Source organism: Streptomyces sp. CNP082 (assembly GCF_059570535.1).
The window spans coordinates 22,314-43,188 of the sequence record NZ_JCANSZ010000017.1 but is presented as its reverse complement, the minus strand read 5'-3'; the positions used below and the strand labels follow the sequence as shown (position 1 = coordinate 43,188).

Below are 20,875 nucleotides of genomic sequence, written 5' to 3'. Positions count from 1 at the left end.
ACGGAGGGTATGACGGCACCATGAAGGCGCACAGGGCAGGTACGGGGGCGGTGGCCGCGGCGCTCGGAGCCGTGCTGCTGCTGGCCGGTTGCGGCGGTGACGACGGAGGCTCGTCCGGGGACAGGATCGAGGGCGCGGAGTCGGGCGACAAGGAGCCGTCCGCCGAGCCCACCGAAGCGGAGCCCGGCGCTCCGCAGTTCGACCTCCCGGACGACGTGCAGGTCGAGATCTCCGACGACGCGACGGGCGACGAGCAGAAGGACGCGATCCTGCGGGACCACGGCTACGCGCTGATGGCTCAGCAGGAGGCGTACGCGGCTACGGAGGCCACGCCGAACTTCGACACGTACTGGGACGGCGAGGCCGCCGCCACGTTCGAGGCCGACTTCGCCGAGTACCGCAAGGACAACGCCACCATCACCGGAAGCGACGTCTTCTACTTCCGCGAGGTCACCTCGCTGAAGGACGGCCGCGCCGTCGTCGCGTACTGCGAGGACCAGAGCAAGGCGTATCTGAAGAACGCCGAGACCGGGAAGGTCGCCGAGACCGAGGCCACGCTGAACTCCTTCATCGACGCCCGCGCCACGATGGAGAAGAGCGGGGGCCACTGGAAGGTCGTGGACTACCAGGCAACGAGGGGGAGCAAGGAATGCCGCGACGAAGCCTGACACACGGGACCCGCGCCACCGCCACGGTCGCGGTGCTGGCCTGCGGGCTGCTGCTCGCCTCCGCCGGCCAGGCGGCTGCGGACCGGGACACCGGGACCACCGAGACGACCCCGGACACCGGCAACGGCGACATCGGCTCGCGGGTGGAGTACGTCTACCACAGCCCCGGCGGCGGTCAGCCGATGACCAGCTCGACGGGCAACTGGTCGCCGCCGGTGTGCTGGTTCGAGCCCCGGTACACCAACCAGGAGCTGTACGAGCACAACGAGGACCTTGAGGAGAAGGGTCCGCTGGAGGGCATCGACCACGACACCGCCGACAACCGGGAGGAGGAGACCGACGCCCACAAGGGCAAGGACGGCATGTGGTGGGAACGCACCCCGATGATGTCGCCCCGCTCCTGCGAGATCGGCGAGCTGTGGATCTGGGTGGACCGCGGCGACCCCGACCCGCCCGCCGACGCCATCGACCCGGAGATCCTCGCGGGCCTGGCGTACGACAGGACCAAGCTCCCGGCCCCGCCGGTCGACCTGAAGCCCAACGACGACCGCAACGTGGTCAACCTCCCGACGAAGGTCGAGTTCAGCGAGCCGCTGGACCGCGTCTGGACGACGGCCAGCCTCGCCGAGCCCCGGGCCGGCATCAACATCGCGGCCACCACCGTCGCCGAACCCGTCTCGCTGCGCATCGACGCGGGCACGGAGTACGCCGACCCGGCCTCCTGCACGTACGACCTGGTCGAGGCGGACGGCGGCTACCAGGTCAACAGCGACGGCGCCGACTGCAACATCACGTACCGCAAGTCCTCGGGCGGGGGTACGTACCCGATGGAGGCGCAGATCGTCTGGAACGTCACGTGGAACCCGACGGCGGGCCCGGACGGGGCGCCGCAGAACGATCTGCCCGACGGGCTGTCGACGTCCGAGCAGGACGTGACCGTGAAGGAGATCCAGACGGTCGTCCGCTGACCTCGTTCTTTATGCTCATCACGGCGCCCCCGGCCGGAGAGGCCGGGGGCGCCGGTCTGGCGGGGGCTCCCGCGTACCTCACCCGCGGTGTCCGATGCGCGGGGAGAGCAGGATGTACACGCGGGTGCCGGCGTGCGTGGGCAGAGGCTCACCGAAAGGCTGCCTGGTGGCGGAGTCCCACAACCGGACCGTTCCGTCCTCGCTGATGTCGGAGACCAGCACGGGGCCGCCGGGTGACGTCGTCACGCCGACGGCGCTGCCGGCGGAGGCGGTGAAGGGCTGGCCGACGAGTTCTCCGGTGGCCGTGTCCCACGTGAGAATCGTGTCGTCCTCGCTGCCCGCTGCCAGCAGGGAGCCGTCCGAGGAGAACGCCATCCCCCAGACGGTGTTGGTGTGGCCGGTCAGCGGTTCGCCCACGGGCTGTCCGGTGGCCGGATCCCACAGCCGTACTGTCCAGTCCCGGCTGCCGGTGGCGAAGAAGCGGCCGTCGGGGGAGAACTCCAGCCTCAGCGCGGCGCTGGTGTGCCCGGTGAGCGGTTCGCCGACGGGCTGGCCGGTGACGGGGTCCCAGAGCCGTACCGTGCCGTCGACACTGCTCGTCGCGAGGACGCGGCCGTCGGGAGAGAACCCCACCCCCGCGACGCAGTTGGTGTGGCCGGTGAGCGGTTCGCAGACGGGCTTGCCGGTGGCGGTGTCCCACAGCCGTACGGTCGAGTCCAGGCCACCGGTGGCGAGAAGGCGGCCGTCGGGGGAGAACGCCACGTCCTCCACCGTGCCGGCGTGGCCGGTGAACGGTTCGCCGACGGGCCGTCCCGTAGCGGTGTCCCACAGCCGCGCCGTTTCGTCCACACCGGCGGTGGCCAGGAAGCGGCCGTCGGGCGAGAACGCCATCTGGAACACGCTGCCGGAGTGGCCGGTGAGGGGCTGGCAGACGGGCCGGCCGGTGGCCGGGTCCCACAGCCGTATCGTCCCGGCCTCGCCGAGGCTGGTGGCGAAGAGGAATTCCCCCGGCACAGGCGAGACGGCCATGTCCGGCTCGGTGGGCGGCGGAAACCCGCCGGGCTGCGCCGAACCCGCCTCACGACCGGAGGAGTCCAGCCGCCGCAGCGCGCGGGCGAGGCCGGCGGCGTCCGCGTACCGCCGGGCGGGCTCCTTGTGCAGGAGAGACAGGAGGAGGTCGTCCCAGGCGGCGGGGATGTCTGCCCGTACGGAACTGGGGACGGGCGGCTCCTGGGTGAGGTGCGCGGTGAGGTAGCCCATGGCGTCGGGGGCCTCGAAGGGCAGCCGCCCGGTGACCAACTCGAAGAGCAGGCAGCCGAGGGCGTAGAGGTCACTGCTCGGCTCGGCGAAGCCGCGGGCCTGCTCGGGGGCGATGTACTGCGGCGTGCCGACGATGAGCCCGGTCTGGGTGAGGCGGTCGGCGGTCAGGTTGGCGTCGACCGCCCGCGCGATGCCGAAGTCGAGGACCTTCACGGTGCCGGCGGGGGTGATGAAGATGTTGGAGGGCTTGATGTCACGGTGCATGACCCCGTTGGCGTGCGCGTCGGCAAGCGCCTCACACACCTGCGCCCCCCACCGCGCGGCCTCCGCCAGCCCGACGCCGCCCTGCCTGAGCTTCAGGTCCAGGCCCTCGCCGCGGACCAGCTCCATCACCAGGAACGGCACCTTCTCACCCGCGGCACCGGCATCGGCCTCGCCGAGGTCGTGGAGGGTCACGATGTGGGGATGCTGGAGCCGCGCGGTGATCCGAGCCTCGCGCAGGAACCGCACACGGGCCTGGTCACCCCGGCTCCCGCCCCCGGCGAGCAGGGAGACCACCTTGACGGCGACGCCCCGCCCCAACGTCTCGTCCTCGGCCTCCCACACCTGGCCCATGCCACCGCCGCCCAGTTCCCGTATCAGCCGGTAACGGCCCCCGAGCACCTGGTCTCGCACGGCAACGCCTCCCCCACTACTGCAGCCTGCTGCGCGAACCGAGCCTAGCTTGCGGGAGGTTGGGGCGGTGGGGGGTTACGGGGGAGCGGCGGCATCAGGACCACCACCCCCTCACACCCACCCAAGGGTATGCGGCCGGTCTGACAACGGGCCGGCGTCCGTGGGCCCTCTCCTGCCGCCCGGTGGAGAAATTCCGTCGTAACTCGCGGTATCCCACCCTCAAAACTACCCCAAATCGCCCACGCGGGCCGAGTTTTGCCGGGCGGGCGCCCCCCTCACACCCCCAACGCCCCCGGCAGCGCCTCCGCGTGCAGCACCGTCAGCCCCGACACCGCCCGCGTCAGGCACACGTACAACCGCCGCAGCCCCGTCCGTTCGTCCGGTTCCGCCGCGACGATCGTCGCCGGGTCGTCCAGTACCACGTAGTCGTACTCCAGGCCCTTCGCCAGCGACGCCGGCACCAGCGTCAGCCGTGCCTCCGTCGTCGTCTCCTCACCCGGCGACAGGAACCGCAGCCCCGCCGAACCCAGCGCCGCCCCCAAGGCGGCCACCCGTTCGTCCGCCGCGATCAGGCCCACCGAGCCCTCCCGGTCCCGCAGCACCGAACCGCACGCCTCCGCCACCGCCGTGTCCAGCGCCGTACGGTCCGCCGCCCGGTCCGCCGCCGCCCCCGGCACGGCCCGTACCGCCAGGTCTCCCGCCGACTCCCTGATCGACGTCGCCTCCGCAAGACCCGGTGCGATCGACGGCAGCAGCCGCGACGCGTAGGCGATCACCTCCCGCGGCACCCGGAAGCCCTGCGTCAGCTCCTCCACCACCGCCTCCGGCTTCCCCAGGTGGCGCAGCGCCTCCCCCCAGCTCTCCGTCGCCCACGGCGTCGTCCCCTGCGCGATGTCCCCCAGCACCGTCGCCGACCCCGTCGAGCACCTCCGCCCCACCGCCCGGTACTGCATCGGCGACAGGTCCTGCGCCTCGTCCAGCACCACGTGCCCCAGCGACGGCGTCCGCTCCACCACGTCCCGCGCCTCGTCGATCAGCACCGCGTCCGCCGCCGACCACCGTGCCGAGCGCACCCCCCGCGGCGCCTTCTCCCACAGCAGCAGCCGCTGCTCCGCCTCGTCGAGCACCCCGTCCGCCGCAGCCGCCAGGAAGCCGGGGTCCGACAGCAGCCGCAGCACCAGCTTCACCGGGTCGACCGGCGGCCAGATCGCCTTGACCGCCGCCTTGACCGCCGCGTTGCGCGCCACCGAGTCCTGCACCCGGTCGTCCGGCGCCTCGCCGGCACGCTCCATCCGTACGAGCACCGCGTGCGCGATCCGCTGCGGCAGCGCCTCCCGCGCCGCCCCGTACCGGATGTCCCGGTCCAGCAGCTCGCGTACCAGCTCCTCCAGCTCGTACGCGGGCACCCGCCACCGCCGCGACCCGCGCACCACCACCACCGGCTCCACCGGCATCGTCACCCCGGCCCGCACCGCCCGCCGCAGCACCTCCGCCATCCGCGCGTCGCCCTTGAGCCGCGCCACCGGCGCCGGATCCGCCCCCCGCACCTCGACGTGCGCCACCAGCTCCGCCACCGTCGCCTGCTTCACGTCCAGCTCGCCCAGCGTCGGCAGGACCTGCTCGATGTAGCGCAGGAAGGAGTCGTTCGGCCCGATCACCAGCGTGCCCGTACGGGCCAGCCGCTCCCGGTGCGCATACAGCAGGTACGCCACCCGGTGCAGGCCGACCGCCGTCTTCCCCGTCCCGGGCGCCCCTTGCACGCACACCGTGCCGCCGATCTCCGCCCGTACGATCTCGTCCTGCTCCGGCTGGATCGTCGCGACGATGTCCCGCATCGGCCCGACGCGCGGGCGCTCGATCTCCTGCTGCAGCAGCGCGCTGGACTTCGCCGCCTCCGCCGGGTCGGACAGGTGCTCGTCCTCGTACGCCGTGATCTCCCCGCGGTCGTACCCGAAGCGGCGCCGCAGCGCGACGTCCATCGGCTCCTTCTTCGACGCCCGGTAGAACGGCTGCGACACCGGGGCCCGCCAGTCGATCACCATCGGGTCCCCGTCGGCGTCCTGCACGTGCCGGCGCCCGATGTAGAAGCTCTCCCCGTCGTCCCCTTCCGCCATCTCGGCCCCGGGCGCGTGCGCGTAGTCGAGCCGCCCGAAGAACAGCGGGGTGTCGGCCAGGTCGGCGAGCGCCTTGATCCGCAGGTTGATCTGGCCCTGGAGCACCTCGGCGTTGACCCAGTTCGCGGTCACGTCGGTGAGGTCAAGCGACTCGACGTCCGCGCGCATGGCGCGCAGGGCGGTACGGGAGGCGGCGAGGTGGGCCTGCTCGCGGGCGAGAGGCGCGGGGGGCGCGGCGGCAGGCTCGGCGGAGGTGGCGGAGGTGGCGGAGGTGGCGGAGGTGGCGGAGGTGGCGGAGGTGGCGCGGGTCGCGGGGTCGGGCACGGGCACGGGCATGGTGGTACAAGCCTCCGGCGGCTGGCGGTACGGTCACGGGCGTGGCGTAGGCCGCCGGTTTCCGACCGGCGGGCGGCACTCCCGGCACGGCGAAGCGGCCGGTGAGGCGGGGGCAGACGCGCGAGCTTACGCGCGGGATGCGGACAGGTCCAACGGGTTTTTTCCACCGGGGTCGAATGGCCGGTACTGCGCTGGCTTCCTGCCGCCGCCCGCAGTTGTCTGTACGCCGGCAAATCGTGCCACTCCACTACGGCCCCGAAGGAGCCCGCAGCATGCGAAGAAGACGGTTATCCGCCACCCTGGCCACCCTCACCCTGGCCACCGCCCTCGCCACCACGGCCACGGCAGCCGCCGCCCCGGCAGCCCCCGGCACCCCCGCCGCGGCGCCCCTCTGCGCCACCGGCTACCTCTGCGTCCACCACGACGGCGTCATCACCCTCGTGCCCGAGGGCAGTCCCCACGACTTCGACCCGGCCGTGCGGACGACGGCGGTGGTCAACAGCACGAAGATCGGGTACTGCCTCGCCGGCACGTACCACACGGGCGTGGCCCCGGGCGGCACCTTCGAGCCCCCGGTCGCGTACGTCCTGAGCCGGGTCTCACCGTCGTCCTCGGGCTTCTGCCTGACGGACTGATCGATGAGCTGATCGCTTGAAGCGGCGTCTGGTGGGGGGCCGGCACGACAGCGCCAGACGCCGTGGGCCTGGAAACAGAGCCGGTCAGCGCCCGAGGGTCTTCTGGAACCAGGCGACGTCCCAGAACCGTCCGAACTTCCGCCCGACCTCCTCGTACACCCCCACGGGCCGGAACCCGGAGCGCAGATGAAGCCGCTCCGACGCCTCGTTGGGCAGGGCCACCCCGGCCAGGGCCAGATGCACGTCCTCCCCCTCCAGGGCCTCGAAGAGCGAGCCGTACAGCATCCCCCCGACCCCGCGCCCCACGTGCTCGGGCGCCAGATACACGCTGGTCTCGACGGAGGTCGCATACGCCGGTTTCGGACGGAACGGGCTGCTGGTCGCGTACCCGAGGATCTTGCCGCCCTCCTCCGCCACGAGCAGCCGGTGCCGCCCCCGGTCCGGGTGCGCCGTCAACCACGGCCGGCGCTGCTCGATGGTGAGCGGTTCGACGTCGAAGGTGATCGGTGTCTCGACGACGTAGTGGTTGTAGATGCGGGTCAGCTCTTCCAGATCGCTTTCGACGCCTGGCCGTATCCGCGTGTCACCGGTGCGCATGCGGCGAGAGTAATAATCCCGCGTTACGTCCCTGTTTCGGCCGGGCCGGGAACCTCGGACCGCTTCCCTCGCCCACCGTCCCTTGACAGGTATCCGTGGTGTCGCGACAGTTGAGAGCGCTCTCAGTCGAGTCATGTACATGCCGAGGAGGATCTGATGCGCTCTTCCCGCTGGCTCGCCGGTGGCCTTTCGTTAGGGCTCATCGGCCTATTCGCTCTCGGGCAGGCCGCCGCCGCTCCGCCCGGCGACACCCCCACCAGCCAACTCGCCGAGGAGGCGGTGACGGCAGCGACGCAGGACCAGCCTGCCACCCTCGGCCGCTCCCTGGTGGGCGGCGCCGACCCGAGCGTCATCAAGGTGGGCGACCTCTACGTCGCCGCCAAGTCGGTGGACGGCGGGATCGCGGTACGGACAGCGTCCAACCCGGAGGACGTGGCCACCGCGCCCAAGCACCAGGTGTGGCAGGACACCGCGGGTCTGGGCGAGGTCTGGGCGCCGGAGATCGTGTACCACGACGGCCAGTACCGCATCTACTTCGCAGCGGGCCGCGGTGCGGCCCACCGGATGTACCACATCGGCTCCGCGAACCCGACATCCGGATACTCCGCCGCGGTCAAGGTGGCGCTGCCCAACGACAAGTGGGCCATCGACGGCGCGCCCTTCACGTTCGGCGGGCAGCGCTGGTTCGTGTGGTCGGGCTGGGCCGGCGACACCAACGTCGAACAGAACCTCTACATCGCCCGGATGAGCAGCCCCACGGCCGCCACCGGCGGCCGGTACATCATCTCCCAACCGCGCGAGCCGTGGGAGCGCGTCGTCGGCAACCCGTACATCAACGAGGCACCCCAGCCGATCGTCGACCCCAGCGGCCAACTGCACGTCGTCTACTCCGCGAACGGCAGTTGGAGCGACAAGTACTGCATCGCCGACCTGCGGCTGAGGGCCGGCGGCGACCCCACCTACGTCTGGGACTGGTACAAGAGCAACGGCTGCCTCTTCGGCTCGTACTCGCCCTCGATGATGTCCGGCTGGACGCCCACGATCAACGTCAACGGCCCCGGCCACCACACGTTCATCCTGCCGCGCGGCGACGTCAACGCGGGCCCGCCGTCCGGCAACCGGTTCCCCATCCTCTACCACGCGGTGGCCAAGGGCACCCCGTACACGTGGTCCAACCGCTTCTGGTACTCCGGGACGGCGGTCTGGTGGAGCAACACCACCTACCGCCGCGCCAACGTCCCCGGGAGCACGACGAACGTGGGCTACAGCCTGAAGTTCTTCGAGTAGCCGGCAGGGCGCGGGCGCGGGGTCGATACGGTCGTCGCCGGGCGGCATCGCCGGGCGGCGGAGCCCGGAACAGCCCGGCGGACTCGCGCGTGCCCGCCCGCGACCACCCGTGACCACCCAGGACCGCCCGTGACCACCCCCGCCGACCTGCGAAAGTGCCGGCTACGGTCGCGGGCGAGCCCAGCGGCGGGGGCCACGATCCGCGGAGTCATGGTGCCGGGCCCGCTACACCACCCCGCGAGACGCCATCGGCAGCACGACGCAACGGGGGCCTGCACCACGGGGGTTGCCCCGGTCACCGAGTACCCCCGCAAGGGCGGACGGGAGCAGCGCCGGGGTGGGCCGGGCCGGCGGGCGGCACGGCGCAAAGGGGGGCTGCACCGGGGGTCGCCCCGGTCGGCGGGTGACCCACGCACGGGGGATGGGTGCGGTGTCGGGGTGGGCGTTGTGCGTGGAGCGCTGGGGCGACGGGGGTTGTGAGCATTGGCCCCCTGGGCCGCACCGCTCGGCTCTCCAGGAGTGCCGGGCTTCTGCTTCGCCGGCGGTGTCACGGAGCAAGCGGTGATTCGCTCTCGTATTCCGCCCGAACCGCCTGGGGAGGGCGGACTTCTGCCCCGTAGCGCCGGGTCCGCCCGCAGGCGGAAGGGCAGAACTCGCGGCAAGCCGCCTGCCAGACTCGGGCAAATCGCCCGCGGGGGTCGACTTTCGCCCCGCAGTACGCAGCCTCAGGCCAGTCGGCGCCGCATCCGCCCCCTGGAGCGTTCCGTATGCGCCTCGCCGTGACAAACTCGCAGTAACTCGCCCATAAAACCAGGGCAAATCGCCCAGCGGAGCCGACTTTCGCCCACCTACGCGCACTCGGCGGGCTCCGGGCGCGCCGGGAGTGCGCGCAGTTCCGCGGTCCGGGCGGGATACGAGGGTCGATCGCCGCCTGCTCCGTGGCATCGCCGGCAATGCCGGAGCCCGGCACCCCTCCGTCCCCGGGCCGCGTCCGAGGGGGGACCAATGCTCACAACCCACGTCGAACGGCTCGCACCCGAGCAGCAGCACCCCCACGCCGCACCCCCGTAGGCCCGCCCCGCCCCCGAGCCGCCCGGGCCCATACCCCCGTAGCCCGGTCGTCCCACGGCGTGGCGCAGCCGACGCGCACGCCGAGCGCGGCACGCGACGCACGGCCTCCCGCGGCCCGCCACGCGGCATCGCGCGTGACGCCCTCGGGGGCGATCGCGTCGGCGAGTTCCTGGCGCAGCGCGTCGGCGGTGGGGGTCATGACGTGTCCTGTCCGCGGCTGCGTGGGGTGGCGTCAGGTGGTGGGGAACTCCTTGCGCTTGACGGCGGTGAGGAAGTCGTGCCAGGCGGTGGGGGTGAAGGCCAGGTGGGGGCCTTCGGGGTCCTTGGAGTCGCGGACGGGGACGGTGGTGGGGGTGGCGGCCACCTCGATGCAGTCGCCGCCGTTGGCGTCGCTGTAACTGCTCTTGTGCCAGTCCGCGGCCACCTCGATGCAGTTGCCACCGTTGTCGTGGCTGTAGCTGCTCTTACGCCACGTGATCATTGGCCGTATCCCTCCATGAACTCGCCGATCAGGGCGGCGGATTCGCGGGCAGACAGAGAGTCTGCCCTGAGCACATCATAGGTCCGCAGGTGGTGCTCGTAGACCGCCGGATTCGCGCTGAAGTGACCGCGGTCGAGTGCCTCTGCGTAGGCCCATTGCTCGTCATCGGGCAGGGTGATCAGGGACACGGAGCCGCGTGGGCGGACGATCTCTGGGCGGTCGGCCGGGGCCACCTGGATCTGGATGTTGTTGCGCTTTCCTACGGTGAGCAGGTGTGCACCCTGCTCGCGCATGACCTCTGGTGCACCGACGACGTTGCGCAGGCAGCTCTCGTCCAGCACGCCGACATAGAACGGGCCTTCCGACGAGAGGAACCTCTGCTGGCGGCTGAGCCTGGCTCGTACTCGTTCCTCAACCTTCTCCTCGTCATGGATGACGCGGGCGAACAGGGTGCGCGCGTACTGCTCGCTCTGCAGCAGGCCGGGAATCACACCTTCCTGGTACTCACGCAACGACACACACTCTGCCTCCATCTGTGCTCGCCGCTCGAACCAGTTCGGATGCGCGACGTCCGGATACCAGTCGACTTTCCGCCACAGCCGCGCTAACAGCCCGTTACCGCCCAGTGCTTCGTCGCACTTCGCCGCGAACGTGTCCGGCGGCACGCTCGTGCCACCCTCGACCCTCGCGACATACGACCGATCGCAGGGGATGAGCTTCGCCAGCTCCGCCTGCGTCATGCCCGCTGCTTCGCGCAAGTGCCTCAGGACGTCGCCGAACATCTCCGCCGTCGTGCCCGTCGCGCGGTGGGTGGCGTTGCGTGGGGTCATGCCTGCCTCCCGTTCAAGTGATCTCTCTCACGTGCCTGGCCTTGCTCCCGGCCACTCCGCTCCGAAAGCCTGTCACCACGCAGCGTAACCGAGCGCTACGACACTACAGCCTTAAATCCCAAAGTGTCACTGTAATTCTGGAGTTGGTGTGGATGGCCGAGCATGGAGCGTGCGGCGCACAGGGGGCAGCGCACGAGTGGTCGATGGGCTACGTGATGGGGCACCGGTCCGTGCCCCTCGTGCGGGTGCACGTGCGGCGGCAGTTGGCGCTGTGGGAGTGGGGCGGGGACGTGCAGGACGCGGTGGTCGTGGTGTCGGAGCTGGTGACGAACGCGATCCAGTACGGGCGGCGGGTCGGGCGGCGGGTGTGGGTGCGGCTGGCCGTACGGGAGGACGGGGCGCTGGTGATCGACGTGTCGGACCCGCAGGCGTCGCTGCCACCGCGGCTGGCCGATCCATCGCCGCCGGGGCCGGAGGAGGAGCGGGGCAGGGGGCTGTTCCTGGCGCGGGGGCTGGGGGCGGAGCTGTCGTGGTTCCGGCGCGAGTTCGTCGGCAAGACCGTACGGGCGACGCTGGCGCCGACCCCCGCGCCACTGCCTCCGGTGGGGCGGGCGGGAGATGAGGAAGTCGGGGGGACCCTGAGACTTCCGTAGGGGTCGGGCTGGCTCTTGGGTCGTAGACCGGGGTCGGTGGGGTTCCGCCCGCGGGCCGAGGTTTTCGCAGGTGACCCGCGGCACGCTGGAAGTATGAGCAGCGCTTCCATCGCCCCGCCGCGCGGGGCAGCAGACACCCGGCGGGTCACCGACGCCCCGCAGCCCGACAGCCCGCCCATCGCGACGGTGGCGGCACGTGCGACGCGGCACCACCTCCACACGGCGTGGCGGGCGGTCGCCGCCTTCGGCGGCGCCGTCGTCTCGGTGGTGGTCCTGGGGGAGTACGCGGACCGCTGAGCAGGAGCCGTAGTCTGCCGCCGATCGCCACGCCAGGCCGGGCCCGCGACGGGCACGAGCGCGGATGACCTCTTCACCGAGGTCTACGCGCCCAGGTGGTACGAACTCGCGGTAACCCTGCATCCAAATCGCCCCAAATCGCCCACGTGGCCCGACTTTCGCCCGCCCGCGCGGCGGGCGGCCACGCCATGGGAGCCGGCGCGCGGGGCGCTGGTCCTTCAGGTGCGCCGGTCCTCGCCGCCTGGGTACGACCCGTCCGCCCCACTCCGGACGGCGGCCTCGGACCCCGTACGGTCGCCGTGATCGTAGGCGTACGACGCGAAGACCCCGGCTGTGGCCGCCCCCGTGTGCAGGAAGCGTTCGTCCAGGATCGCGGCCAGGTCGTCCAGTGCCCTGCGCAGCACCTTGGCGGCCAGCCGGACGTCGGGGTGGCGGGCGCTTCCCGCCAGCTCCGCGAGGTCGACGGCGTGGCCGATCTGCCGGGGCAGCGAGGTGTGCTCGTCGCCGTCGTAGAAGTAGTACGACTCCGCGTACTGGAGGAAGTCGACCGTGATGACCGAAGCGGCCGAGGACAGGCCGTCCAGCAAGGTGGCGCCCCCGTCCGAGTCGAGTTCCCGGGAGGTCACGCCGCCGCGCAGGTGGGAGAGGCGCAGCGCGAGCGTGCGGCGGCGGGCCAGCGCCGGGTAGATGCCGAGGATCCACACCACGGTCGACGACAGCAGCGCGAAGCCGACGAGCGCTTCCAGCGGGCCGATGACGCGCAGCCAGCCCGCGGCCGGCGCGATGTCCCCGAGGCCGAGGGTGGCCAGGGTGACCAGGGAGAGGTACAGCGCGTCCACCGGTCCCGCGTGCTCGGCGGGGACGAGGTCGGGGGCGTACGAGAAGCTCCCCGGCATGTGCGGCCAGTAGACCAGGGCCCAGCCCACGGCCACGGTCAGCGCCCACACCGTGACGACGCACACCATGCCCAGCGGGCCGGCGAGCCCGGCCGCGCGCCGCCGGGTGCTCAGGCGCGAGGAGAGGCGCCACATCCCCGTCATCACCAGCCTGCTCAGGCTGGTGCGGCGGGTCGGGTGCCAGATCGTGTGAAACATGTCCCGGACGATGGCCATCACGAGGGCGGCACCGAGGAACGTCACGAACCACGTCATGTCCTGGCCCTTCCCGCCCGGGGCGGCGGTCTCCCGCGGGCCGGGGGAGTCTCAGCCGGTGGGAGCGGTCGGGCGTCCCGATGGGTGAGTGCGGTACGTCTCCCCGCCGCCCGCATGGCGGTCCGTACGGGCCGTACGGCCTCCTGCGTACGGGTGTACGAACCCCTCCGCCGGCCGCCGCCGCGCCGGGGCGGAGGAAGCGTACGTAGACGGTACGAACTCGCGGTAACCCACCCTCGAAACCGGTAAAATCGTCCACGTGAGCCGACTTTCGCCGACCGAGCCGCACGCGCCCGGCGCCGTCCGCGGCGCGGAGCCGCCCGCTGCCCCGGTGACCTCGCGATGTCAGTGCGGGCGCATACCCTTGGGCGGGTGTGAGGGGGGACTGCCTCTCTCCCGTCACCCCTCGGCGGATTCTCCCCTCTCACCCCCCGCCGCGCTCCGCTCCCTCAGCTCCTCCATGAACCGGCCCCGCTCGTTGCTCCTCGGGAACTCCTCGTCCGGCACCGGGACCCCCAGGAACTCGCACAGCGGCTCCCAGCCCTCGCTGACCTGGAACACCAGCAGCCGCTCCGGGGCGATCCCCGCCCGCACCGCCGCGTTGTGCTCCGCGACGACCTTCAGCGCGTGCTCCTTGTCGGTGAACCGGCCGTCGAAGACGCCGTCCCACACCACCTCCAGCGACATGTCCCGCAGCCGCAGCCACCCCTCGTCCGCGTCCGCCGGCGTCGGGCCCACCGCCGCGGCGTGGATGCTGCCCGCCGCGCTCGCGTACCAGCTCTCCGGGTCCCGTACCGTCAGCACCACCCTCGCCTCGGGGAACGCGCCGGCGATCTCCCGCCAGAAGCGGGCGCCCGGCCAGTCCACCGTGGAGCGGTAGTCGGCGTACACCTGCCGCCAGTCCACGGGTTCGCCGCGCGACGCCGCCTGCCACATCGGGACCTGGCCGAGGTCCTTGAAGAGGCCCAGCATGTGGTGGCACGGGCCGAAGCCGAGCCGTTCCAGCGCCGTCTTGAGCGACAGCGTTCCGGTGCGGCCGACTCCCGCGCCGATGACTTCCAGCATCGTCTCTCCCTTCCTTTACGTCCCCCGCGTACCGCTTCCCTTTGCGCGCCTTTCTGTACCGCTTCCTGTGGGTGTATCCCTGTGCGACCTGTACTGCCGTGTCCTACGACCCGCGCAGCAGCAGCGCCCAGACCGTCGCCCCCGGCCCGCACGCCAGCACCACCCCGTGTTCCCCCGCCGCCAACGGCCGCCTCTCCTGCAGCCGTTGCAGCACGCCCAGCACCGCCGGGGCCGCGGTGTTGCCGTACTCCCGCATCACTTCCCGCGCCGTGGCCATCGACCGCTCCGGCAGGTCCAGCGCCTCGTCCACCCGGTCGAGAATGCGCCGCCCGCCCGGGTGGACGGCCCACCACGCGACGTCGGCCCAGCGCACCCGGTGGCGCGCGAGCAGCGCACGCGCGGGTACGGCGACGGACGCGGCGACGACGTCCGGCATGGACGGCTTGAGCCTGATGCGCAGCCCGCTGTCGCCCATGTGGACCTGGAGGTCGTCCGCGTACGCGGGCGCGGTGAGCTGCTCGGCGTCGACGATTCCGACACCGCCCGTCGCGCCGAACGCCGCACCGCCTGCCGCACCGCCCGCGTACTCCGGCGGCAGCAGCACCACCGCCGCCGCGCCGTCGCCGAACAGCGTGAGGACAACGGCCTGCTCCTTGTCGTACGGCGGCGGCTGTACGTGCGGCGAGAAGAGGTCGACCGCGAGCAGCACCGCCGGGCGGCGCTTGACCGCGACCCAGTGCGCGCACGCGGAGACCGCCGGCACGGCGGCGTAGCAGCCCATCGGGCCGAGCGACAGCATCTCGACGTTGGCGCGCAGCCCCAGTCCGGCGGCGAGGGAGTCGAGGCCGGGGGCGGAGTGGGTCGTGGTGGTGACGGTGGCGAACAGCCCCACGTCCGCGGGGCGCAGGCCGGCCTCGGTGAGCGCCGCGGTGACGGCGTCGCGGCCGAGGCGGCGGGCTTCGGTGAGGCTGCGGTCCATCCGGCGGCGGGTGGTCCAGCCGCGGGGGTCTTCCAGCAGGGCGTTGACGGCCATGCCCTTGGTGGTGATCGCCGAGTTCCGGATGATCTGGGCGACGGTGTCGCCTCCGGGGTCGGCGGCGACGAGGTTGGCGAACTCCTCCATCTTGACGAGCGGTGGGGTCCGGAACGTGACGGCCACGATCCGCGCTTCGGTCATGGTGTTCTCCTGATTCTGCAAGGCGGCAGTGCCCGCGCGTCAGTGCTCGACGGCCTCCACCGGGGAGGAGCCGATGACCCTGCCGCGGGCGTCGAGCGCCTGGACCTTGACGTAGTCGATGTCCCGGGCCTCGGGCGGCAGGTGCACCTCGGTGTCGAGCCCGTCCCACCCCGCGCGCGCTACGGGCCGCAGCCCCGACTCCGTCTCGCCGCCCAGCACCCGCCAGCCCCTGGCCTCGGTGGCGCCGTTCCAGACGGCGTCGACCGCGGTGACGGCGTCGTTCACCTCGGCCTCGGGCGCGGTGTCGGGCGTGCTCTTCCAGGGGGCGCGATAGCCCCGGTAACTGCTGATGTCCTTCGGCAGCGTGGCGTCAAAGACGAGGCTGCCCGAGGGCGAGAACTCGGAGACGCGGCCCGAAGGCGAGCCCCAGCTCACGAAGGTGTTGCCGTTGGGCAGCGCCTGGCTGTTGCCTTCCAGGCCGGTCGTCAGCCGGTCCGGGTGGACCTGCTGGCGTACGAGTTCCGCGGTCATCCGCTTCTCGTCGATACGCAGCCACGCGACGCGGGACTCGTAGCCGGGGCTGCCCATGTTCTGGTTGTCGAAGACGCGGTACGTGTCCTCGCCGGCCGGCTCGATGTTGTGCTGGCCGATGGTGCGGGCGCCGGGCCCGAGGCGGAAGTCGCTGCGCTTGCCGCCGAGGCGCCAGATGACCTCGCCGGTCTCGCGGTCGACCTTGTAGATGGTGCTGGTTTCGCGGCCGGAGAAGAGCAGATTGCCGTCGTGGTCGAGGCTGACGGCGTTGAGGTGCAGGTACGGGAAGGGGCCCGGCATGCCGGGGTCGAAGCGGCGGTCGGAGTCGGTGATCGGGATGTGGTCGAGGCTGTGCCAGTCCATGACCTTTTCGCCGGTGGCGATGTCGATTTCCTGCACGACGTAGTCGAGGACCTGACCGTTTTCGGGGCCGCCGACGGGGGTGAGGTCGTACGGCTCGTCGCGGTAGCTGAGGATCAGGGCCGTGCCGTCGGGGGTGAGGCGGAACTCGTGGAAGTCGGTGCGCTCGCCGGGGTCCGGGGCCTTGACGGTGGCGATGACGTTGTAGTCCTCGTCGGCGATGTAGCCGGTGCCGGAGCCGGAGCCGGTGGGGGAGCTCTCACCTTCCCACCAGGTGAGCACCTTCTTGCCGCGGTACTCCTGGACCTGGAAGTCGGCGGCGACGAAGCCGTCGGGAATCCGCTTGTACCAGACCGGGCGACCGCGGTCGTCCACGATCTGGGGGCCGCGGGGGGTCTGGTGGCGGCCCTGGGGGGTGAGGAAGAGCAGGCCGTCGGCCATGCCGCGGCCCCGCTTGAGCACGTCGAGACCGGGCGGGGGCTCACCGTCGGCGGCGGCCTGGTCGGCGGCGGCCTGGTAAGGAGCGGTTTGGTCGGGAGCGGTCTGGTCCCTCGCGGCGGCCGGGCCGGACGCCGGGGTCGCGGGGGCCGCCGCCGTGAGTGCGGCGGCCGTGACTCCGCAGAGCACGAGCGTTGCGTACGTACGCGGTAAACGAGTCATCCGTAGGTCTCCCGTCGGGTGGCGGGTCCGGAGCGCTGAGCGGCGTCGTACGGCAACGTCGCGGTCCGCCGGGCTGCTTGATCAGCGATCTTGCTCAAACGTTGTAACAAGCGCGCGGTGACAGCGTGGTGACGCCGCAGAGGCTTGCTGACCAGGGCCGCCCCGCAGTTGGACACGGCTGCCGCAGAGGGCGTACGGGCGATCTTGGGCGTCTTACGTTCTAGCCGACCGGCGGTGACAGGACCGTCACGATCGACGCGCCGGGACCCCGGCAGCAGCTTTGATCAGGGGCGGACAGCCCTGTGACGGGTGTGCAGCGAACGGTCGGCTGAGCACGCTGGTGCGGTGGGGAAACTCCCTATAGTGTCGGCGACTTGTGCGACCGCGAGCACGTTGCCCGACGCGGGAGCACGCCGCTCAACCCGGCGCACACACCCGACCTGGGACAGGCCACCTGCCCGGAGGAGCCCGTCGATGACCGCGCACGAGGATCACCAGGATCACGAGCTTGCAGCCCGGCCCCGGGCCTCGCGTTCCCGGCTGCCCGCCCCCCTGTCAGCCCTGTTCGTCAGCGTCCCGGCGACCGCGGTCGCGGTGCTGGCGGCGGCGGTGGCGGGGCCCGAGGACCACACCGGGCAGATCGTCTACGGCGGTGGCGCCGCCGCCGTCCTGCTGTCCATAGCCGTCGCCGCCGCGGCCGGCTACCGCGCCAAGGCGGCCCGCGCCGAGGAGCGCGCCACCGCCGCGGCCGGCGCCGCCGCGGTCTTCGCCGACCGCGTCGTACCCGAGGTGCTGCGGAGGATCGCCGCCGGGGCGCCCGTGGACGAAGCGCTCGCCGCCGCCCCGCAGTTGGACAACCAGGCGTACCGGCGCGTCGTCCAGCAGGTCGCCGAGGACGCGCGGCGCAGCGAGAACCGCCGGGCCGCCGCCATGGCCTCCTGCGCCAACGCCGCCGGCCGGATGCAGGCGATCACCACGAGCATGCTCGCCGACCTGCGCGAGATGGAGCACCGCCACGGCGACGCCGACGTCCTCGGCGACCTCCTCCACCTCGACCACCGCACCGCGCAGGCCGGCCGCGTCGCCGACAGCATCGCGGTGCTGAGCGGCGCCCGCTCGGGCCGCCGCTGGGCGAAGCCGATCGCGATGGAGTCCATCCTGCGCGGCGCCATGGGCCGGATCGCCGGCTACCAGCGGGTGCGGCTGAAGGCCGTCTCCGAGGTCGCGGTCGCGGGACACGCCGCCGAGGGCGTCATGCACGCGCTCGCCGAACTCCTCGACAACGCCTGCAACTTCTCGCCGCCCACCACCGAGGTGCACGTGTACGTCTCGGAGGTGCCGGCCGGCGCCGTCGTCACCATCGAGGACAGCGGGCTGGTGATGAGCGAGGCGGCGCAGCGGCGCGCGGAGCGCGCCGTCGCGGGCACCGCCACCGACCTGTCCACGCTCACCGGCACCCGGCTCGGCCTGCCCGTGGTCGGGCACCTGGCGCAGAAGCACGGGCTGACCGTGTCGTTCCGGCCCTCGGCCATCGGCGGCACGGGCGTGGTGATGATGATCCCGCAGGAGCTGGTCTCCCGCGCCCGGACAGGCGGGCGGACACGTACGCCGGGCCTGCCGATGCCCGAGGAGGACACCGGCAGCACGCCCCTGCCGCTGCCGCGGCAGCGGGACGTGGCGGCCGGCGAGGACGCGGACGAGCGGGCGGGGGACGGCGGGCACGACCCGTTCGCGCTGGCCGCCCTGCCGCGGCGGCGCCGCGGGCGCACCCTGGCGGGCGCGCACCCGGGCGGGGTGCCGGGGGACGGCGCGGCCGGCGAGGCTGCCGGTACGGGCCGGGGCGCCGGGGGTACGGGTACGGACGTCGCGGATACGGGCGTTGCCGGTACGGGCGTCGCGGGTACGGGCGCCGCCGGTACGGGCACGGGCGCCGCCGGTACGGGCACGGGCAGCCCGGGTGCCGCAGGTGACGCCACCGGGTCGCACCGCCGGCTCGAACCCGCCGGCTCCGCCGCCCGGTTCGGCGCCTTCCGGCGCGCGGTGACCGGCCAGGAGCGGAGCACGGACGGTACGGGTGCCGCGGGCGGTGCGGGTGCCGCAGACGGTGCGGGTGCCGCGGGCGGTACGGGCGCCGCCGAAAGCACGGGTGCCGCGGGCGGTACGGGCGCCGCGGGCGCCGCCGTCAACGGCCGCCAGCACGCCGCCGGCCAGGCAGGCGGCGTACCGGATGAAGACGGCGTACCCGACGAGCCCGGCGCATCCGTACCAGAAGAGCAACCCGCGGAACGCGAGGAACCCCCGGCGCCCGACGACGGCCCCGGCCCCTCGGCCCCATCCTCTGTGCTCCCCGCACGTAACGCCGCATCACCTTCGGAGGACGACCGATGACCCAATCCCACGCCGAGGCCACCGGGCTGACCTGGCTGCTGGAGGGGTTGCTGGAGCGCACGCCCGGCGCCAGGCACGCCCTCGTCCTCTCCCGCGACGGGCTCAAGCTCTGCCACACGCCCGAGCTTTCGGAAGACAGCGCCGACCAGCTCGCCGCCATCTCGGCCGGCATCCAGAGCCTGGCGCACGGCGCCTCCGTCGAGTTCGGGGACGGCAGCGGCGGCGTACGGCAGTCGATGACCGAGTTCTACGGCGGCATCCTGTTCATCGCCGAGGCCGGCTCCGGCAGCCACGTCGCCGTGATCGCCGCGGAGGAGGCCGACCCCGGGCTCGTCGGGCACAACATGCTGGAGCTGGTCGAGCAGCTCGGCGAACACCTGAGCGCGCCGGCCCGCGGGCCGGGGCCCGCGGCCGAGGGGGTCGCGGCGGAATGACCCGCGCCGGCCGGGACGACGATCCGGACCGGCTGTACACCCTGACAGGGGGGCGCAGCCGGCCCGCCAGCGACGAGTTCGACCTCGTCACCCTGGTGGTCGCCGAGAGCGAGCCGACGCCGGGCATGCAGTCCGAGCACGCCGCGATCCTGCGCATCTGCCGGACTCCGACCGCCGTGGTGGAGCTGTCCGCCGACCTCGGGCTGCCCGTCGGCATCACCAAGATCCTGCTGTCCGACCTGCTGGCCGGCGACCAGATCACCGCGCGCCATCCGCGGTACGCGCCCCCGCGTACGCGGGGCGGCGTCCGGTTCGCCGATTCCGAGACTCTGGAGAAGGTGCTCGTTGGACTCCGCCACCTCTGACAGCCATGCGCCGTCCGTACCGTCCACACCGTCCGCGCCGGGCGGCGCGGACGAGCGCGCTCCCCTGGCCCGTACGACGGACAACGGGCTGAAGATCGTCGTCGTCGGCGGCTTCGGCGTCGGCAAGACCACCATGGTCCGCTCCGTCAGCGACATCAGGCCGCTGAACACCGAGGAGACGATGACCCTCGCCGGCCGCGGCATCGACGACCGCAGCGCCGTGCCCGGCAAGACCGCCACGACGGTCGCCTTCGACTTCGGGCGGATCAGCCTCGACGAGCGCACCGTGCTGTACCTCTTCGGGGCGCCGGGCCAGGAGCGGTTCTGGTTCCTGTGGGACCGGCTGTTCTCCGGGACGCTCGGCGCGATCGTCCTCGTCGACGCCCGCAGGCTCGCCGACTCCTGGTACGCCATCGACCGGCTGGAGCACCACGGCACGCCGTTCATCGTCGCCCGCAACGACTTCGGCGGCCCGCCGTACACCGCCGCCGAGGTGCGCGAGGCGCTCGACCTCGACCCGCACGTCCCGCTGGTCGACTGTGACGCGCGGTCCCGCGAGTCCAGCAAGGGCGTGCTGATCGCCCTGGTCGAGCACCTGCAGCGCCTCGCCGCCGCCACCGCCCCCACCGCACCGGAGACACCTACATGACCCCGACTCCCGAAGAGCAGGCCGCACGCGAGGGGAGCGGCAGTCCGCTGGAACCGCGTACGGGCGTGCCGGGCGCGGCAGATGAGCCGGGTGAGCCGTTGACCGCGCCGGACGAGCCGTCCGCCGCGCCCGGTGCGCCGGCGGACGGGCCGGGTGAGCCGGCCGGCGTGGCGGCCGGGCGGAGCGTCCTGCCGGAGGACTGGTTCCGTCCGGAGCCCGCCGA

At 72.6% G+C, this 20,875-nt stretch carries 19 protein-coding genes; 10 read left to right on the top strand and 9 right to left on the bottom strand.

The features are described 5' to 3' along the window. The first annotated feature begins 20 nt into the window (after positions 1–20). Together B124_RS16135 and B124_RS16130 are read left to right on the top strand one after the other, a co-directional pair. Positions 21–668 (top strand): hypothetical protein, encoded by a 648-nt coding sequence (locus B124_RS16135; RefSeq protein WP_496503533.1) that lies wholly within the window; start codon positions 21–23, stop codon positions 666–668. Then, positions 650–1,636: a hypothetical protein gene (locus B124_RS16130; RefSeq protein WP_496503532.1), complete on the top strand. Its 987-nt coding sequence runs from the start codon at positions 650–652 to the stop codon at positions 1,634–1,636. The genes B124_RS16135 and B124_RS16130 overlap by 19 nt, the downstream gene beginning before the upstream one ends. A 78-nt stretch (positions 1,637–1,714) precedes the next feature. On the opposite strand, the gene B124_RS16125 is transcribed toward B124_RS16130, so the two are convergent. Next, complete coding sequence (locus tag B124_RS16125; RefSeq protein ID WP_496503531.1) at positions 1,715–3,571, bottom strand: WD40 repeat domain-containing serine/threonine protein kinase; 1,857 nt, start codon at positions 3,569–3,571, stop codon at positions 1,715–1,717. A gap of 275 nt (positions 3,572–3,846) precedes the next feature. Next, positions 3,847–5,853 (bottom strand): HelD family protein, encoded by a 2,007-nt coding sequence (locus B124_RS16120; protein ID WP_496503605.1) that lies wholly within the window; start codon positions 5,851–5,853, stop codon positions 3,847–3,849. A gap of 440 nt (positions 5,854–6,293) precedes the next feature. Between B124_RS16120 and B124_RS16115 the strand changes: the two genes are divergently transcribed. After that, positions 6,294–6,656, top strand: a complete 363-nt coding sequence (locus B124_RS16115) for a hypothetical protein (protein WP_496503530.1) — start codon at positions 6,294–6,296, stop codon at positions 6,654–6,656. Between the two features lie 84 nt (positions 6,657–6,740). Here B124_RS16115 and B124_RS16110 read toward each other — a convergent pair whose 3' ends face one another. Next, positions 6,741–7,253, bottom strand: coding sequence for a GNAT family N-acetyltransferase (locus B124_RS16110; RefSeq protein WP_496503529.1), 513 nt, complete (start codon positions 7,251–7,253; stop codon positions 6,741–6,743). A 327-nt stretch (positions 7,254–7,580) separates the two neighbouring features. Here B124_RS16110 and B124_RS16105 point away from each other — a divergent pair, with 327 nt between their 5' ends. Further along, on the top strand, positions 7,581–8,540 hold the full coding sequence (locus tag B124_RS16105) for a glycoside hydrolase family 43 protein (RefSeq protein ID WP_496503604.1): 960 nt from the start codon (positions 7,581–7,583) through the stop codon (positions 8,538–8,540). Between the two features lie 1,303 nt (positions 8,541–9,843). On the opposite strand, the gene B124_RS16100 is transcribed toward B124_RS16105, so the two are convergent. Then, positions 9,844–10,092: a DUF397 domain-containing protein gene (locus tag B124_RS16100; protein ID WP_496503528.1), complete on the bottom strand. Its 249-nt coding sequence runs from the start codon at positions 10,090–10,092 to the stop codon at positions 9,844–9,846. Continuing rightward, positions 10,089–10,922 carry a helix-turn-helix domain-containing protein gene (locus B124_RS16095; protein ID WP_496503527.1) on the bottom strand — a complete coding sequence of 278 codons (834 nt, stop codon included), beginning with the start codon at positions 10,920–10,922 and terminating at the stop codon, positions 10,089–10,091. Before B124_RS16095 ends, B124_RS16100 begins: the two co-directional genes overlap by 4 nt. Positions 10,923–11,074: 152 nt before the next feature. Between B124_RS16095 and B124_RS16090 the strand changes: the two genes are divergently transcribed. Beyond that, positions 11,075–11,575 (top strand): ATP-binding protein, encoded by a 501-nt coding sequence (locus B124_RS16090; protein ID WP_496503526.1) that lies wholly within the window; start codon positions 11,075–11,077, stop codon positions 11,573–11,575. 93 nt (positions 11,576–11,668) lie between these two features. Continuing rightward, entirely contained in the window at positions 11,669–11,872 is a 204-nt protein-coding gene (locus B124_RS16085; RefSeq protein WP_496503525.1) for a hypothetical protein, read from the top strand. A gap of 218 nt (positions 11,873–12,090) precedes the next feature. Here B124_RS16085 and B124_RS16080 read toward each other — a convergent pair whose 3' ends face one another. The 4 genes from B124_RS16080 to B124_RS16065 all read right to left on the bottom strand — a co-directional run bounded on the left by B124_RS16080 (position 12,091) and on the right by B124_RS16065 (position 16,783). Further along, complete coding sequence (locus tag B124_RS16080; protein WP_496503524.1) at positions 12,091–13,023, bottom strand: potassium channel family protein; 933 nt, start codon at positions 13,021–13,023, stop codon at positions 12,091–12,093. Positions 13,024–13,422: 399 nt separating this feature from the next. Further along, positions 13,423–14,088 (bottom strand): sulfotransferase family protein, encoded by a 666-nt coding sequence (locus B124_RS16075; protein WP_496503523.1) that lies wholly within the window; start codon positions 14,086–14,088, stop codon positions 13,423–13,425. Positions 14,089–14,191: 103 nt separating this feature from the next. Beyond that, positions 14,192–15,265, bottom strand: a complete 1,074-nt coding sequence (locus tag B124_RS16070; protein WP_496503522.1) for a 3-oxoacyl-[acyl-carrier-protein] synthase III C-terminal domain-containing protein — start codon at positions 15,263–15,265, stop codon at positions 14,192–14,194. A 39-nt stretch (positions 15,266–15,304) separates the two neighbouring features. Beyond that, positions 15,305–16,783: an arylsulfotransferase family protein gene (locus tag B124_RS16065; RefSeq protein WP_496503521.1), complete on the bottom strand. Its 1,479-nt coding sequence runs from the start codon at positions 16,781–16,783 to the stop codon at positions 15,305–15,307. Positions 16,784–17,290: 507 nt separating this feature from the next. Here B124_RS16065 and B124_RS16060 point away from each other — a divergent pair. Genes B124_RS16060 through B124_RS16045 form a run of 4 tightly spaced genes read left to right on the top strand, consistent with a single transcriptional unit; the run spans position 17,291 to position 20,652 of the window. Next, positions 17,291–19,204, top strand: a complete 1,914-nt coding sequence (locus B124_RS16060) for a sensor histidine kinase (RefSeq protein WP_496503520.1) — start codon at positions 17,291–17,293, stop codon at positions 19,202–19,204. Further along, positions 19,201–19,638 carry a roadblock/LC7 domain-containing protein gene (locus B124_RS16055; protein ID WP_496503519.1) on the top strand — a complete coding sequence of 146 codons (438 nt, stop codon included), beginning with the start codon at positions 19,201–19,203 and terminating at the stop codon, positions 19,636–19,638. Before B124_RS16060 ends, B124_RS16055 begins: the two co-directional genes overlap by 4 nt. After that, positions 19,635–20,003, top strand: a complete 369-nt coding sequence (locus B124_RS16050) for a DUF742 domain-containing protein (protein WP_496503518.1) — start codon at positions 19,635–19,637, stop codon at positions 20,001–20,003. Before B124_RS16055 ends, B124_RS16050 begins: the two co-directional genes overlap by 4 nt. After that, positions 19,984–20,652, top strand: a complete 669-nt coding sequence (locus B124_RS16045) for a GTP-binding protein (RefSeq protein WP_496503517.1) — start codon at positions 19,984–19,986, stop codon at positions 20,650–20,652. The genes B124_RS16050 and B124_RS16045 overlap by 20 nt, the downstream gene beginning before the upstream one ends. The last annotated feature ends 223 nt before the right edge of the window (positions 20,653–20,875 follow it).

Bases quoted from the DNA above. Each gene is read 5' to 3' on its own strand.
- B124_RS16135 (WP_496503533.1), top strand. From the start codon at position 21: ATGAAGGCGCACAGGGCAGGTACGGGGGCGGTGGCCGCGGCGCTCGGA.
- B124_RS16130 (WP_496503532.1), top strand. From the start codon at position 650: ATGCCGCGACGAAGCCTGACACACGGGACCCGCGCCACCGCCACGGTC.
- B124_RS16120 (WP_496503605.1), bottom strand. From the start codon at position 5,853: ATGCGCGCGGACGTCGAGTCGCTTGACCTCACCGACGTGACCGCGAAC.
- B124_RS16115 (WP_496503530.1), top strand. From the start codon at position 6,294: ATGCGAAGAAGACGGTTATCCGCCACCCTGGCCACCCTCACCCTGGCC.
- B124_RS16110 (WP_496503529.1), bottom strand. From the start codon at position 7,253: ATGCGCACCGGTGACACGCGGATACGGCCAGGCGTCGAAAGCGATCTG.
- B124_RS16100 (WP_496503528.1), bottom strand. From the start codon at position 10,092: ATGATCACGTGGCGTAAGAGCAGCTACAGCCACGACAACGGTGGCAAC.
- B124_RS16095 (WP_496503527.1), bottom strand. From the start codon at position 10,922: ATGACCCCACGCAACGCCACCCACCGCGCGACGGGCACGACGGCGGAG.
- B124_RS16090 (WP_496503526.1), top strand. From the start codon at position 11,075: ATGGCCGAGCATGGAGCGTGCGGCGCACAGGGGGCAGCGCACGAGTGG.
- B124_RS16085 (WP_496503525.1), top strand. From the start codon at position 11,669: ATGAGCAGCGCTTCCATCGCCCCGCCGCGCGGGGCAGCAGACACCCGG.
- B124_RS16080 (WP_496503524.1), bottom strand. From the start codon at position 13,023: ATGACGTGGTTCGTGACGTTCCTCGGTGCCGCCCTCGTGATGGCCATC.
- B124_RS16075 (WP_496503523.1), bottom strand. From the start codon at position 14,088: ATGCTGGAAGTCATCGGCGCGGGAGTCGGCCGCACCGGAACGCTGTCG.
- B124_RS16070 (WP_496503522.1), bottom strand. From the start codon at position 15,265: ATGACCGAAGCGCGGATCGTGGCCGTCACGTTCCGGACCCCACCGCTC.
- B124_RS16060 (WP_496503520.1), top strand. From the start codon at position 17,291: ATGACCGCGCACGAGGATCACCAGGATCACGAGCTTGCAGCCCGGCCC.
- B124_RS16055 (WP_496503519.1), top strand. From the start codon at position 19,201: ATGACCCAATCCCACGCCGAGGCCACCGGGCTGACCTGGCTGCTGGAG.
- B124_RS16050 (WP_496503518.1), top strand. From the start codon at position 19,635: ATGACCCGCGCCGGCCGGGACGACGATCCGGACCGGCTGTACACCCTG.